This window comes from Ruegeria sp. AA3, from assembly GCF_056542905.1.
In genome coordinates this window covers 13,233-26,902 of the sequence record NZ_JBQGAQ010000019.1, presented here as the reverse complement: position 1 = coordinate 26,902, position 13,670 = coordinate 13,233, and the positions used below count along the sequence as shown (strand labels likewise).

The window sequence follows — 13,670 nt, the reverse complement described above, 5'->3', positions numbered from 1 at the left end:
ATGAACAGCGAGGCCGAAATCATCGAAGAAGAGCTCGTCTACGGCGCAAGACGACGCGAGCTCATGTGGCAGAAATTGGGGCTGACAGGCATGGCGTTTGGCATGGCAGGTTGTCTCGCCGCTGCTCTTGTCGCTCTGTTCGACGTGGACCCGCCGCCCATGATCGTGCCCTTTGATAGCGAAACAGGCATGGCCCTCCCCAATGCCGTGGTTGAAGCGGTCTCACTCACGGAACGCCCCGCTATCATCGAGGCTCAGGTCTATCGCTATGTCATTGATCGAGAGACATACAATCAGCTCGACAATGATGTGCGCGTGCGGCGGGTCCTGGACCAGTCGGACGGCGCGGCCGCCGCAGGGCTGCGCGCGCTATGGACGAGCGGTCATGAGGCCTATCCTCCGGACAGCTACGGCACAGATGCGCGGCTTGAGGTCGAGGTGCTCTCGATAACCCATATCAGCACCAATCGTGCCCAGGTGCGTCTGCGCAAACACCTCAACTCACCGCGCGGCAGTCAAAACGGGCTCTTCACCGCAACGCTGATGTTTGAGTTTCGGCCCGAGAATAGCCGATCGATCGACGATGTCTGGCAGAACCCTTTCGGCTTCACCGTCACCGAATACGCGATCCGCTCGGATCGTTTGGAGTAACCTATGCGCCGCCTGTTCCTGATCCTCGCCCTCATTGTTCCGTTTGCTGGCACCGCCAATGCCGAGACGCAGCCGCGACAAGGCCCCTATGATGCCCGTATCCGGCTGGCCACCTATCAGGATGGGCAGGTCTACCGCATCCGCACCAGCCTTACCCATGTGACCAGCATCGAGTTTGGCCAAGGCGAGACCATCCGGTCGATCATCGCGGGCGACACTGAAGGCTTTCTTCTCGACGGCGTGCCCGGTGGTCAGGCCTTTGCGATCAAGCCCGTTACGCGCGGCGCGCATACAAACATCACCGTCTATACCAACCGGCGCAGTTATTATTTCAACGTGACCGAGGCGAGTTCGCCGACTTTCTATGTCATCCGCTTCACCTATCCGGAGTCCGCTCCCCAGCAATCGCGTGTGGCGGCAAGCCAACCTGCCAACCACGCCTATGGCGTCAGCGCGCGATCCGACATCACCCCGCGCGAAATCTGGGACGATGGCACCTTCACCTATTTCCGCTTTGCCGCAAACGCGCCGCTGCCCGCGATCTTTCGCTGGTCCGGTGGCAACGAACGCAGCGTGAATGCGCTCGCAAGGCCAGACGGCGTGATCCGTGTCTCGGGTGTAAGCGATCGATGGGTTCTCAGGCTCGGCGAGGACGAGATCTGCGTCCAAGAGATGAGCGAGGCAAGCCAGAATGAGTGAAACATCTGAGCTTAAGAAGCGCCTCGAAGCGCTTGAAGGCAAACCACAAAACCGCAAGGCACGTCCGTCTGTTGTCACTACTGCCTTGGGCATTGTGGCAATCGCGGCCCTTGGTAGTCTCATGCTGTTGCTCTCTGGCGGCTCTGAACCCGACAGCTTGGAAACCGCCTCACCGGACGAATTCCAAGCGGCGGGACCGGGCTTTGGTGCGCTCGAGCCCACGCCTGCACCGATTGACACAACCCCGCCGCCGGAACCGGAACCAAACAGCGAAACAGAAGAGCTGCGCGCGCAAATGGACGCCCTGCGGCGCGAGCTTGAAGCACTGCGCAACGCGCCAGCACCTGAGGCCCCTGCCGTCGACACGGAGGCGCTGGATACTTTGGGTGCAGAGATCGATGCCCTGCGCAGCGAGGCAGCAGCAACGCAAGCCGCCTTGCACGAGGAGTTGGAAGAACGCGCAAGGCAAATCCAGCGGCTGCAAAATGATCTGGAGCTTGCTCGCTTGGAAACGTCGCGCACGCCCGCACCAACCGGCCCCACGGCCGAAGAGCTGCGTCTTCAGGAGCTGGAGCGGCGGCGGCAAGCCGAACTTGAGGAGCTGCAAGCCCGTATCGCCAGCCCGATCATCGCCTTTGGCGGCACCGGAGGCGGCAACAATGAAACCGTCGCGCAGCAGCGGCGGCTTGATGGAGACACAGACTTTGTTCGCAACGGCGCTGAACCTGCTGAGGTGACGCAGGCCCAGGTGATCGTGAACCCGTCAAACACCGTCGTTCAGGGCACGATGATCCAGGCCGTGCTCGAGACAGCGATCGACAGCTCGCTCGCCGGTCAGGTCCGCGCGATGGTGTCTGAAGATGTCCACGCCTATGACGGCTCGCGGATCCTGATCCCGCGCGGCGCGCGTCTGATCGGGCGGTATCAATCCGGCCTCGACATTGCGCAACAACGCGTGACGATCGCCTGGGACCGGATCATTCTGCCCAGCAATCAGACTGTTGAAATCAGCGCCTTTGGTGGCGACGAACTGGGGCGCTCCGGCACAACCGGTTTCGTCGACAGCCGCTTTGGCACGCGGTTCGGGTCAGCCGCCCTGATATCACTGATCGGAGCCTTGCCTGCCGTCGCCGCCCAAAACACAGAAGATGAGATCGCCTCGGATGTGCTCGAGGGCATTGGCGAAGACCTGCAGGACAGCGCACAAAGCGTGATCGGCGAATATCTCTCCGTCTCACCCGTGATTTATGTCGATCAAGGTGCCCGCGTCACCGTGATGGTCGACCGCGATCTGGAGATTTTCTGATTATGGCGGCCAGCTATTTGCAAAGCTCGATGGACAAGATCCCCGAGGCGCGTGATCCAAAGCTGATCGAGCTTTGCATCAACCCCGACGGCACGCTGTGGGCTGAGTTTCAGGGGGATCACTTCATGCGATCCGTCAACCGGCGGCTCTCACCGAACGAGATCAAAGACTTGGGCAATCAGGTTGCTTCCGCCGCGAACACCACTCTGAGCCGGACCAAGCCGATTGTATCAGTCAGCATCACCTACCGTGACCGCCCGATCCGCGCGCAAGTCATCCAGCCTCCCGCCGTTGATGGCGGTTACGCGATTTCCCTGCGGTTCTTTGCGGACCTGCCATTGGAGCGGATCAAGCTGTCCTTTCTCTTCGGAAAAGAGCGCAGCAACGAGGGTGCACGCCGCAAACGCAATGCCGAGCTGCGCGATGTCGTGGCCACGGGCGACATCGACGCCGCGATCAAGTTCTGCGTCACGCACAAGCTCAACATGATCGTGTCCGGTGGCACCTCGACCGGCAAGACCGTCACGGCGCGCAAGATCCTCTCCTTCGTGCCCGCCGACGAACGCATCATCACGATCGAAGAGGCTCCGGAGCTACGCCCGACGCAGCCCAATGTCGTCACGCTGATGTCTGATCGCGATGAGGCCACGCGCAGCGCTGATGTTCTACTAACCTCCACCCTTCGCATGCGGCCGGACCGCATTGTCCTTGGCGAAGTGCGCGGCAAAGAGGCCATGACCTTCCTCGAGGCGATCAACACCGGCCATGGCGGCTCACTTACCACGCTGCATGCTGAAACGCCTCCGCTGGCGGTCCAGCGCCTCGCCATTGCCGCCCTGAAGACCGATGTGCCCATGACCTACCAAGACATGAACGATTACATCACGCGCTCGATCGATGTGATCATCCAGGCTGGTCGCCATGAAGGCGCACGCGGCATCACCGAATTCTACCTGCCGGTTGATCCGGCCCATTCAAAGGAAATAGCCCATGTTTGAATACAAAATTGAACAGATCAACACCGCCAAGATCAAGCCTCCGAAGATCGAAGCGCAGCTGACAACTCTTGGCCAAGACGGCTGGGAGTTGGTCTCGGTCGTGCCGGATTTTGACGGCGAACATATTCTGAAGGCCTTCATGAAACGTCGCACCGGCGCGAGCGCCTAAAGCAGACCGAGGAAGATCCGATGGGCGTCGTCACCTGGATGGTAGAAACAACCGACAACTTTCTGGACGACGCAGCCCAAACCACCTTTGGCAACGTCGCCGGTCAGCTTGGCGGTGTCATCGCCGTGGCCTCGACGCTCGCCGTGATCGGCGTTTTCCTCAACATGATGTTTCAGTACAAATCCATGGATGGGCGGACCGCCTTCTGGTTCGCCCTCAAACTCATGCTGATCTCACTCTTTGCGATGAACTGGGTCCAATTCAACGCAGTAGCCAGCGCGCTCATCAGCGGGCTCGACCAGCTCGCAGGCGGAATGGTGGCAGGACTTGGCGGCAGCGGTGCAGGTGCGTCCTACTTTGCCGAGGCCTTCGACGATCTCATTGAAGAGTTTGGCGACTACCTAAACGCAGCCGGTGACAACATGCATTGGATGGCCGGAGCCTTGATCGGCGCGATCGGCGCATTCCTTTTGGGCGTGATCGGCGCGCTCTGCGGCCTTGTCCTGATCTTCGCCAAGATCATGCTGGCTTTCATGATCGGCATCGCCCCAATCATGATCGCGCTTTCGCTGTTCGATGTCAGCAAGGACTATTTCCACCGATGGCTGTCCAGCACGGTATCCTACGCGCTCTACCCCCTCGTGATCGCAGGAGTGTTTTCAACGGTCGTCGGCATGTCACGTTCGCTGATGACCGAACTCGGAGATCCCTCCGGCGCAAGCAACATCGGCGCGCTGGTGCCCTTTTTCATGATGATGTTCCTCGCAGGCGGCATGATCATCGCCACCCCGCTGATCGTCCGCTCAATCTCAGGCAATTTCATGATGGCCGGACCGCCAAGCATTCCCAGCCCTGGTGGGTTCGCAAAGGGCTTGATCGGAACCAAGGGCTCACGGGCGCGGGCGCGGTTTGGGACGAGGTCAAATGCTGAGATCGCCGGGGCTGGACTACGCCAGGCGGGCGGTGCGACTGTCTCGATGGTTCAGCGGGTGGCAGATCGGGCGAAACGGTTGGAATAGAGATTTTGCCCAGAAACGACCTCCACTGACCGTTCGGATGCCGAGCCACGGCTTAACCAGAAAAGCCATTCGTGCAACGCGCAGCATTTTCAAGAAGCGCGCTTTTCTGACGTGCTATGTGGTTGGCAAATACTGAGATGCTGAGCACACCACTACTCTCTTCGCCCCTCGGGTGAGCGCAACATACAAGTTCTTGGCATTCATTTCATGTGTATCGACAATCACGACCTGATCGGCTTCCAGGCCCTTTACCAAAAGCGTGCTGCCGACAGATTTTTTTCCAAGGGCACGGCTATGAAAGCGCCGCTCCTCTCGAGCCTTGAGCACCATATCCGCAAAATCGTTTGCGCTTGCAGATGCGTGAAGTGCTTTCAGAAGGTTTCTAAACACTTCTCCTCTAAAGGCTGACACACCGGACTGATTGCTCAGAGCTGACAAGAGGGCCGCCGCCTTTTGAGGGGTCTTATCCGCGTCGAAACTCAGTGCCGCCATTTCTTGAGCTGTGGCTGGCTTTCGGTTCGTGCCTGCCTTGAGTGACACAATTCTCGTTATCATTTCGGTCGCGCTTATTCCGCGAAGAACGCTTGCGGCTTCATTGAGCAATTCTGCGGTGGCGTTGGTTGAAGAAAAATCGAAACGCCGAGCAAAAGAAACTAGGTCTGTAAGGTCCGCGTTCTCTACGACTGACGCACCTTTTGTAAACTGAGCAATTTGTTGTTGCCTCTGACGATTGCGGCTGCTGCAAATAATCAGCGAACTCTCGATGCCCTTTGGCATACCATGTGTTGCGGCAAGAATCTTTTCAAAATCCTGGTCGCCTGCAACGGGAACCCATTCCAACTCTGATGGAGCCGTAGAGAGGTCAATTTGGCCACCGCTCAGAAGTGTTGGTCGCAAGTCCAGCAGCCACTGGCCCAATGATCCCGCCCCGGCGAGGTTCCAGCGCCACGGTGTAGATAGCTCACTTACCAACGGAAAATCCTGAAGCACTTCAGCGTTCCAGTCTACCTGTGTGTCCCCAAAATCGAATATTCCTTGAAGGACATCGCCGAAAATGCAAGTCGGCAGCACTCTCGCAAGTTCACATATAATTCGGTGCTGGGCGCTCAGGCAGTCTTGGTATTCATCGACTAGTAGCCGAGAGTAGTTTGCTGCAAGAAGGTTGTCGATATGGCGCCCTTGCAGCAAACAGAGCGCAGCCTGCTTTATAGCTGGATAGTCAGTTCCTGGGCTGGACAGCTCCAAAATGGATGGGTCTGCGGCGCTTCTCAATGGAAACATGCCGACCAGTCTCATAGCCCACCCGTCAATGGTTGCGAGACGATAGCTAGATCGAGGAACTGCACCCTTGTCCAGCCTCTGCCGAAGCGCCGCAACCGCCGCATTCGTATGAGTCAAAACGAGGATTGGTTTCTCAGTAGTACAGCGCTTTAAACTTTCCGCAATTAGGTGGGTTTTTCCGCATCCAGCGGGAGCCTGTATGCATCCTCTTGATATCTGGAGAGGATCAGGTTCGGTCATTGTGACCCCAAGCCCAATTCATCAATGCTGTAGTGATGCCCGTCAGATCGGCATGTAGCGAGGAATAACTGGGAGCTAAAATGTTCTTTGCCACATGTTCATATGGCGCAATCCGCTTGAACCAACCGTCTCCACTACGCGCTGCCTGGCCCAGTATGCCGGCGGTTGCAGGCTGAAGCGTATTTGCTTCCGCCCAACTCTTTGCTTGAGCCAGATTGAATTGGTTTCTTGATGCCGTACAAATCTGCGCGTCGACCTTATCACCGTTTGGCAACGAAACGGCGTAGTCCAACAACGAAGCAATGACCGGCCCGGTAGCACACCGGAAAATCGCATCCTCGAGAGCACATTGGTTTGGCCACTTGAATACCGTGCCTCCTCCAGTAACAAAAGCCTCTTCATCAGCGGCCTCTAGAGGAACATCACTATCCATGAAAATTGATACATTGTACCCGAGGCGGAGGAGTTCGTTCGCTGGAGAAAGCAATTTTTTGGCTCCACCTCCGTCAACTAGCACGGTTCCAAGCGCTTCCATTGAGACGTTTCCACATCCGCTACTGTGCTGATCAAACCCCCTAATGAAGCCCATTTCAGATTTGCCTTCACAAACGATTACTCGCTTCGCCAGAAAAGCCTCTGGGTTACTTCTCAGCAATCCCTGAGCACTCTCAGAAGCGGAATGGGCCCGGTGCTTTCCGGTGGTTTTGTCAACACGCAGCAACGTCAACTGGGTGTGGTCTAGCTCTCTCAGAACAACTGGCGAATGGGTCGTTGCGTAAACCTGTTGGGAAGCCGACGTGTCCTTCGCACCCAGCGTGTTGAGCAGGCTTCGTATCCGATGCGGTTCCAGACCCGTTTCCAACTCATCAACCAAGGCGATGCTAGCGGATGTTGCGACTTTTCTTGCCAAGCCTGCCACCAGCAAGCGTTTTGATCCAGTACCCAAAGATGAAAGCGGTATGTTGTTCGCGTCATGCAGCGCAATCGCTCCCGTGCCAAACTTCACTGAGTTCGCATCGAGTAGCGCGTGTACCGCCCCAGCCGTCGGTACGCCCAACTCATCGGCAGACTTCTTCACCACATCGAGGCTGTCCGTCAGTTCCTTGTTTGCTGTACTGCCAAAGTCTGCTCGGGCTTTTCGAGCGGCATCGGACAAACCCTCCGTTAGAGCCAGCTTTTCATCCGTCAGCCTTTCAAACAGCGCACCACGTCGCCATGCGAGGTGCCAGTCGGGGTGATCCCCGAGTCGCAATGGGGAGGAAGTTTGGCGATCCTCCCACCGTAAATTTCGCTCGATGCCCTTAGCCTTCGCCCGCTTCGACAAAAGTGACCATTGTGGTTCTAGGTCTTTTTCAACCTTCAGTCGGAGCACTAAAACTGTCTCCAGTCCGTGGCCAGGCTCATCTTCAAATTTTCCCGTAGTGGGGTTGTAGCCGCAAAAATAGTCGCCATAGGCATCAATTGAGAGAAGTGACGGTTCAAGTGCACCGAGTGCGGCCAAGATCTTTATTGGCTCGCTGGTGTCCGTTTTATGAAAATCGTAGTCAGAAAACTGCGCGGAACGTCTCGCACCAAGACAGTAGTCAATTGCGTCCAACACAGTTGTCTTACCGCTGTCTCCGACCCCGATCAGACAATTTATGCCGTGGTTAGGCTTCCACGATAACTCTTTTATCGATCTGAAGTTTTGAACGTTTAAGTAGAAAATTTTTGGCAAAATACTGAGCTTCCCGAACCAGTTTCTTCACAACCTAGCGGAGAAGCCGAAGAAGCATAAGACCTTACTTGAATTCATGTACCGCCTAGCTGTGTCAATCGATTGAACGTCAGTTCAGTTCTATCCGGTGCGTGAATAGCTCTTGTGAAGCAAAAAGCATCTCTCAGCCTGTCATTCCCGAGCTGCCTCGTCCATAAACCTTTCCACCCTTTCAGTTCCGGCCTGATAGTCACCCAAACTGGCCTGGGCAGCTGACGGTGCATTTTGACTGCCGGACGCCAATTCTTCAATCTCATCGCGCCGTTTCCCGCCAACTTCAAAGGCGTCGACGGCAACCTCTCTTGGCACCTCCAACACGCCAATCTTAACCTCCAGCGCCTTGATCTGGCCCTGAAGCCCACGCATCTGGTCACCCGCTGAGGGATATGGCAGATCGCCGGTCTGCTTGTCGAAGATCTGCTTAAAGAACCGATCCTCATAGTACTTGATCCGCTTGGCGCGGACAGGCATTTGCGCGTCGACGACTAAGACGATGTCATCCAGATCCATGCGCCGCGCCTCATCCTCAGGTAACAAAGCCGTTTCTTCCGTCCGCTCGGACATGCTGCGCCCGGCAAAGGGGTTGCGGCCGACCGATCGCGAGCGGGTTACAACACGCTTGGTGGTTTTGCCGACGGCTTTGCTGAGCTCTTCGATGGTCTTTTCATCCGAGGGGGTCAGATAGAGCTTGATGCCCGCGTTGCCCTGCAAGGCACGCCGGGCATTTTCGCCGTAGATTTCATCTAGCGCCGGGATGGTCTGTGTGACGATCGCGAGATTGGCGCGGTAAGAGCGCAGAGTTTCGATGCTGTCCAGAACGATGGGCATTTTGCCGAGGCGGTTGAACTCATCGAGCATGATCATCACCGGCCAGGGTTCGTCCTTGCCGGGTTCATGATCCTGAAGCGATGCCAGCAAATCCGAGAAAAACAGGCGGATCAACGGCGCGAGCGGTTTTACCATCAGCGGTTCGACCACGAGATAAACCGAAAACGGCGATTTTCGGATATCACGAAAATCGAAGTCAGACGTTGCTGTTGCACGGTCGATGGCGGGGTTGGACCATTGCTTCAGGCCCGATGTCATCAGTAGCGACAGGTAGGAGGTCAGCGTGTCGTTGTTGGTTGAGGCCATGCGCATGAAGATCAGCTTGGCAGCTGGATTGACCACCTCGTCGGCGCGACGGCGGTACTCCTTTTGTTTGTCTCCGCCTGATGCGGTGATGCGGTAGATTTCGCCCAAGGTCGGCCGCTTGCGCTCGAACGCCAAAAGTCCTGCCGCAACAAACAAATCGATACCGCCATCAAGTAGCCCTTGGACGCGGTCGTTATCTGCTTGCAGGAACAACGAAGCCAAGAGTTGCAGCTCCATCTGCTGGCGGTCGACGTTCTCCAGCGCCGATATTCGCAGCAAAGGATTGTATCGGTGCGAGCGGCCGTCCTTCCAGTCAGTGGGCGCGAACCGAAAAACCTTGTCGCCCTGCGCTGCCCTGTGGCGCGATGTTGCTTCGAAGTTTTCGCCTTTTACGTCGAGCACCACCGCACTGCCCTGATAGGTCAGAAGGTTCGGGATGACAAACCCCGTCGTTTTGCCGCGTCCGGTCGGGGCGACGATCAGGGCATGGGGGAACACCTTGGACATCACGAAGGGTTTGCGGCTCTTGGGCTTTCCCATTTTGCCGAGGACAAAGCCGTGGCCAGGCTTGCCGAAGAAACCGTTCCGCTTCATCTCGGACATTTGCTGCCAATGGGTTTCCCCAAATTTGGTCAGAGCGTCGTTCATCAAGACCGCACTAAGCAAAACACCGGCACCAGTGCTGATCCCCACGATCAAGTGAACAATCTGCATATCGCCCGGATGGGTCACTCGAAGATCCCCATAGCTGCGCGCCAGCATCAAGAAATCGATGTCCGCCCCAACCCCGAACCAGCGGAATGTCAGAAAGGCCGACGCCAGAACATACCCCAACACCGCGCCCAGAAGAGCAAAGCTCATGACGCCGAGTGCGATCCGCGCCTTACCCATGCGTCACGCCCTTTTCGCCGTCGGCATCGACATGCTGCTCGCGTTGAACATCAATTTCTTCATTTGCGATCTCGTCTAGGACATGCTCCATCGCCACACTGTTCGCCAGAGCGGCATCGCTCTGCAGGTAGGCCTTGGCCGCATAGAGCCTTTCCAGGCGGTCTTCGATGTGTTCTTCAAGCGTCGTTTCATCACCAATCGCCAAGTCGGCCGCCTGTTCTTCACCGACCAGTTCCTCCATCTCAGCACGCAAGGTCTCGTGTTCCAGATCGTTTCGGAATGGATCTGCGGTTGGGTCGTCCCTCATACGGCTCAGGATATTAGCAGTGGTCGGCGGTAACCTGTCGACCATGCTTTCCTGCCGGTCGGTCTCCACCGTCCCACTGTCTTTGAGAACGTGCGTCTCGGCCAACATATGGCCCAACTCACTGTGCACCTGGTCGAGGCGGTCGATCGCCTTCTCCAGCTCATCGGCGCGAGATAGGTCAAAGCCCTCCTTCTCGGCAATCGCCTTCAAATCCTGACCAAGCCATTGCCGCTCTAGCGCGGCATTGCTCGCGCCGACTTCAACGCGTCGCGCCACCTCTTGCGCGTCAATGCCGGTGTCTTTCAAAGCCTGTTCAAGACGCTCGGCGAGCGTTGGATCTCGCAAGGCACCTTGGGCCTCAGCCTGAATATTCCCGGCCGAATAAATCCCACTCTTGGACGCATCCTCAAGCAAGGTGTGGGACTGCGTTCCCATTGGGCTCAGATGTGACAAAGAACGATAAATGTCGTTCAGCTCATGCTCCAGCGCGGCACGCCGCTCCACCGGGGCGTCCGCCACAATGCGTTCGGCTTGGTTGATCTTGTCGTGAAAGGCATCCACGACCTCATCAAACGAATGCTGTTCTTCGGCCATACCATATACCTTTCCATCTGCTTCAATCGGTTTGCCCTGCGCCAAAAGCGTCGCGGCTTTGTCCAAGGCAACTGCGATGTCATGCTGGTTCTCGCGCGAGGCCTCGGCAGCCAGGCCGCGATAAAGCCGCGCGTTCTGCGCCACCTCAGCCAAAGCGCGGTCGAGCTCCGGCCCCACACGCTTACGCCCGATCAGCTTCTGCCCCGTTGCTTCTGCACGACGTTGGTCCACGTCGCTTGGCCTCTTCGTCGTGATCCCGCGCTCCAGCTTTCGCGTCGCCTCAAGCCGCAGCCCATAGCGGTCCGACACCTCCACCATCGCTTCGCGAAAACTGTCGTAGTTGAAGTGGTGCCCTTCTTTCAGAAAGAAGAATTCACCGTCCTTGCTTCGCCGGTTCAGAACGATATGGGCGTGAGGGTGAACCCGGTCCTCATGCACGGCGGCGATGTAGTCAAAGTGGCTGCCTTCGCCCTGAAAGAAGCGCTCGCACATCTCGCGCGTGATCTCGGCGACATCTTCGCCGCGCGTGCCAATCGGGAAAGCCATCAAGAGATGCGAGGTATGCCCCAGCTTGGGATGAAACCCCTCATTCCATTGCGCTGAAAATCGGCGCGTGACCTGTTCGATCTCTTTGGCTGACAGGACGCTTTGGCCGTCATAGGTACCACGGCTATCGATGATAAAGCTCGACTTGGTGGTTAGGTATTCCAGCTGGTTGCGCAGCTGCGATTTGTTGTGTGTGCCCCCGTCGCGAATGGCTTTGAAGATCGCGGGGGAATGCCCCATGGCGGCGCGGGCCATTTGCTTGGCACGGGTACGCGGCACGCTTCCTCGAATGCGGCTCCAGTCGCGATCGAAGAAGGCCTCCTGCGCGGCGGCAACGGCGCTATTCCGGGCCATCGGCAAAGCCTCCCAGAACGCGAGCAACCTCGCCAGACAGCGCACTTCGGCGGCGCTGCGCCATGTCTTGGACTTGATCAGCGATATCGAAGATCAGCCCGGCCAAAGCGCGCACCTGGCCATGGGCAGAATTGCCATAGGGTGGCGTTTTACCCTGGCGCTTTGCCTCGTTCAGGCGCTGCGCAATCTGGTTGATGTTGTTGCCGGTGCGATTGAGCGAGGCCGAGAGCCCCTGCATCTGATTAACCAGTTCATCGTCAGGAACGAAGAGATCGTTCGACGCATAGATCAGCCGCCGCAACCCGTCGGCGCGGCTGGCGATATCATGCCGCGTCAGCACGGCATCGAAGCGCGCAAGCTCCTTTGGCGTAAGCCGGACATTCACCAGCTCAGAGCGCACGCGCGCATCAAGCTTGCGGCTTTGATCGCCCTTCAACGTGTAGAAGATGCTGCGGGTCGTGACGCCGAATTCACGGGCCAGATCCTCGATCGACACCCCTTCGGCACGCTTGCGCACGATGGCAAAACGCTGGTTTTGCGTCAGTCGCTTGTGCCGTGGTGCGCGCTGTCGGGCCATGTGAAGTAATCACCCCTATTTCTTGCCAGCATCATACAGGCAGCCCTGTTATGGCACTTCGCCATAATTGAATCAATATTATAATATTGCATCAACTGCCTGTATTCCGTTTGGAGCAGCCATCGGCTGCGACCGCCGGGCAAAGCCCGGCCCCATGCGCAAGGCATGGCACCACTAATCGTGGTTCCATGCCTCAGCATCGCCAAGCAATTGCAACGCTATTGCGCGGGCCGCGCCTTCAGCGCTGGCATAGGTTTGATGATCGGGCAACTCTTGCAGATCAAAGGGCTGTTGCGGGTCGTCCGGGGTCTCAACTCGGACATAGATTGCCCAGCCATCAATCAGTTCTGGATCATCACAATACTCCTGCCCGCCATCAGGCAGATTGCAGAACCCGTGAAGATGCACGCTGGCGCGGCCCTCTCGGGCCGCCTGCCTGATGTCAGAATACTCCATGCCAAACCTTTGCACTTTCCCCGTTGAAAAATTCGTCAGGCTCGCCGTTCAGGCGGGTGCCATCCCGACTGGTCAAGCCGATAGCCGACCCGTTCCGCGTGAAGGTGATGAGATACTGCCCGAGGCGATCACGCGTCACGACATACCCGCTGTTGACCCAATGAACGCGGTTGCCCGCGTCCATTGCTGCTTTGATGTCTTCCAAGGTCATCGCAACGCCTCCTCAAGGATTGCGAGAGCCCCAAGACAATCGTCGATATAGGGCTGCTCTTCACCTTCCAGATCATTCAGTTCCAGCCGGTTCAACACCGCGTAAAGCGTGGCGCGGGCCTCGCGGGCGGCGCTTCGCAAGCTGACGGTACCGTCCAGACGCGCCGTCGCAAAATCATCGCTGTGATAGTCAGGGATCATCGGATTTCTCCCGCCTTGTGCTTCCAACGCGGGGCGATGTCTTTGAACGGCACCGTGAAGGGCGGTAGCGCGTCAAAGCCGTTCGAGCTTTTGGCCACCTTCACCTTGGCGCAATCATCCTCGACGCTGAGGATCTCGACACAGAACACGCCGCCCAAACCTGACGGAACAACGATCTCTCTCAGCTCGTGCCGATGCTTCCCGCAATAGACGCAGGTGCTATAGAGCCCGTCGATGATGTGACCACCGGTCGCGATCACAGTCGCAGGTCCAGAATTTCG

The 13,670-nt window shown here is 57.4% G+C and carries 15 protein-coding genes; 6 read left to right on the top strand and 9 right to left on the bottom strand.

Translation table 11 applies throughout. The features are described from left to right. Genes ACR0JR_RS21255 through ACR0JR_RS21230 form a run of 6 tightly spaced genes read left to right on the top strand, consistent with a single transcriptional unit; the run spans position 1 to position 4,842 of the window. Positions 1-651 carry a VirB8 family type IV secretion system protein gene (locus tag ACR0JR_RS21255; RefSeq protein ID WP_480458031.1) on the top strand — a complete coding sequence of 217 codons (651 nt, stop codon included), beginning with the start codon at positions 1-3 and terminating at the stop codon, positions 649-651. Between the two features lie 3 nt (positions 652-654). Next, positions 655-1,350, top strand: coding sequence for a TrbG/VirB9 family P-type conjugative transfer protein (locus ACR0JR_RS21250; protein WP_480458029.1), 696 nt, complete (start codon positions 655-657; stop codon positions 1,348-1,350). After that, positions 1,343-2,656, top strand: a complete 1,314-nt coding sequence (locus tag ACR0JR_RS21245) for a TraB/TrbI/VirB10 family type IV secretion system protein (protein WP_480458027.1) — start codon at positions 1,343-1,345, stop codon at positions 2,654-2,656. Before ACR0JR_RS21250 ends, ACR0JR_RS21245 begins: the two co-directional genes overlap by 8 nt. A 2-nt stretch (positions 2,657-2,658) precedes the next feature. Beyond that, positions 2,659-3,654 (top strand): ATPase, T2SS/T4P/T4SS family, encoded by a 996-nt coding sequence (locus tag ACR0JR_RS21240; RefSeq protein WP_480458025.1) that lies wholly within the window; start codon positions 2,659-2,661, stop codon positions 3,652-3,654. Continuing rightward, positions 3,647-3,823, top strand: a complete 177-nt coding sequence (locus ACR0JR_RS21235; protein WP_319949072.1) for a DUF4177 domain-containing protein — start codon at positions 3,647-3,649, stop codon at positions 3,821-3,823. Before ACR0JR_RS21240 ends, ACR0JR_RS21235 begins: the two co-directional genes overlap by 8 nt. A gap of 20 nt (positions 3,824-3,843) precedes the next feature. After that, positions 3,844-4,842, top strand: coding sequence for a TrbL/VirB6 family protein (locus ACR0JR_RS21230; RefSeq protein WP_480458023.1), 999 nt, complete (start codon positions 3,844-3,846; stop codon positions 4,840-4,842). Between the two features lie 114 nt (positions 4,843-4,956). On the opposite strand, the gene ACR0JR_RS21225 is transcribed toward ACR0JR_RS21230, so the two are convergent. From ACR0JR_RS21225 to ACR0JR_RS21185, 9 genes are all read right to left on the bottom strand, one after another. Beyond that, complete coding sequence (locus ACR0JR_RS21225; RefSeq protein ID WP_480458021.1) at positions 4,957-6,363, bottom strand: UvrD-helicase domain-containing protein; 1,407 nt, start codon at positions 6,361-6,363, stop codon at positions 4,957-4,959. Further along, on the bottom strand, positions 6,350-8,080 hold the full coding sequence (locus ACR0JR_RS21220; protein WP_480458019.1) for an ATP-dependent nuclease: 1,731 nt from the start codon (positions 8,078-8,080) through the stop codon (positions 6,350-6,352). The genes ACR0JR_RS21225 and ACR0JR_RS21220 overlap by 14 nt, the downstream gene beginning before the upstream one ends. 171 nt (positions 8,081-8,251) lie before the next feature. Beyond that, positions 8,252-10,144, bottom strand: coding sequence for a type IV secretory system conjugative DNA transfer family protein (locus ACR0JR_RS21215; RefSeq protein WP_480458017.1), 1,893 nt, complete (start codon positions 10,142-10,144; stop codon positions 8,252-8,254). Further along, positions 10,137-11,945, bottom strand: a complete 1,809-nt coding sequence (locus ACR0JR_RS21210; protein ID WP_480458016.1) for a relaxase/mobilization nuclease domain-containing protein — start codon at positions 11,943-11,945, stop codon at positions 10,137-10,139. The genes ACR0JR_RS21215 and ACR0JR_RS21210 overlap by 8 nt, the downstream gene beginning before the upstream one ends. Continuing rightward, positions 11,932-12,522 carry a hypothetical protein gene (locus tag ACR0JR_RS21205; RefSeq protein ID WP_480458015.1) on the bottom strand — a complete coding sequence of 197 codons (591 nt, stop codon included), beginning with the start codon at positions 12,520-12,522 and terminating at the stop codon, positions 11,932-11,934. Before ACR0JR_RS21205 ends, ACR0JR_RS21210 begins: the two co-directional genes overlap by 14 nt. A 174-nt stretch (positions 12,523-12,696) precedes the next feature. After that, a complete protein-coding gene (locus ACR0JR_RS21200; RefSeq protein WP_421701066.1) occupies positions 12,697-12,978 on the bottom strand; it encodes a hypothetical protein in 282 nt (93 codons plus the stop codon). Beyond that, positions 12,965-13,189: a hypothetical protein gene (locus ACR0JR_RS21195; RefSeq protein WP_480458014.1), complete on the bottom strand. Its 225-nt coding sequence runs from the start codon at positions 13,187-13,189 to the stop codon at positions 12,965-12,967. Before ACR0JR_RS21195 ends, ACR0JR_RS21200 begins: the two co-directional genes overlap by 14 nt. Continuing rightward, on the bottom strand, positions 13,186-13,389 hold the full coding sequence (locus tag ACR0JR_RS21190) for a hypothetical protein (protein ID WP_480458012.1): 204 nt from the start codon (positions 13,387-13,389) through the stop codon (positions 13,186-13,188). The genes ACR0JR_RS21195 and ACR0JR_RS21190 overlap by 4 nt, the downstream gene beginning before the upstream one ends. Next, positions 13,386-13,649: a hypothetical protein gene (locus ACR0JR_RS21185; protein ID WP_480458011.1), complete on the bottom strand. Its 264-nt coding sequence runs from the start codon at positions 13,647-13,649 to the stop codon at positions 13,386-13,388. Before ACR0JR_RS21185 ends, ACR0JR_RS21190 begins: the two co-directional genes overlap by 4 nt. Positions 13,650-13,670 lie beyond the last annotated feature (21 nt).

What these genes read in the sequence shown, in the direction of transcription:
- ACR0JR_RS21255 (WP_480458031.1), top strand. Translation starts at nt 1, where the DNA reads ATGAACAGCGAGGCCGAAATCATCGAAGAAGAGCTCGTCTACGGCGCA.
- ACR0JR_RS21250 (WP_480458029.1), top strand. Translation starts at nt 655, where the DNA reads ATGCGCCGCCTGTTCCTGATCCTCGCCCTCATTGTTCCGTTTGCTGGC.
- ACR0JR_RS21245 (WP_480458027.1), top strand. Translation starts at nt 1,343, where the DNA reads ATGAGTGAAACATCTGAGCTTAAGAAGCGCCTCGAAGCGCTTGAAGGC.
- ACR0JR_RS21240 (WP_480458025.1), top strand. Translation starts at nt 2,659, where the DNA reads ATGGCGGCCAGCTATTTGCAAAGCTCGATGGACAAGATCCCCGAGGCG.
- ACR0JR_RS21235 (WP_319949072.1), top strand. Translation starts at nt 3,647, where the DNA reads ATGTTTGAATACAAAATTGAACAGATCAACACCGCCAAGATCAAGCCT.
- ACR0JR_RS21230 (WP_480458023.1), top strand. Translation starts at nt 3,844, where the DNA reads ATGGGCGTCGTCACCTGGATGGTAGAAACAACCGACAACTTTCTGGAC.
- ACR0JR_RS21225 (WP_480458021.1), bottom strand. Translation starts at nt 6,363, where the DNA reads ATGACCGAACCTGATCCTCTCCAGATATCAAGAGGATGCATACAGGCT.
- ACR0JR_RS21215 (WP_480458017.1), bottom strand. Translation starts at nt 10,144, where the DNA reads ATGGGTAAGGCGCGGATCGCACTCGGCGTCATGAGCTTTGCTCTTCTG.
- ACR0JR_RS21210 (WP_480458016.1), bottom strand. Translation starts at nt 11,945, where the DNA reads ATGGCCCGGAATAGCGCCGTTGCCGCCGCGCAGGAGGCCTTCTTCGAT.
- ACR0JR_RS21205 (WP_480458015.1), bottom strand. Translation starts at nt 12,522, where the DNA reads ATGGCCCGACAGCGCGCACCACGGCACAAGCGACTGACGCAAAACCAG.
- ACR0JR_RS21200 (WP_421701066.1), bottom strand. Translation starts at nt 12,978, where the DNA reads ATGGAGTATTCTGACATCAGGCAGGCGGCCCGAGAGGGCCGCGCCAGC.
- ACR0JR_RS21195 (WP_480458014.1), bottom strand. Translation starts at nt 13,189, where the DNA reads ATGACCTTGGAAGACATCAAAGCAGCAATGGACGCGGGCAACCGCGTT.
- ACR0JR_RS21190 (WP_480458012.1), bottom strand. Translation starts at nt 13,389, where the DNA reads ATGATCCCTGACTATCACAGCGATGATTTTGCGACGGCGCGTCTGGAC.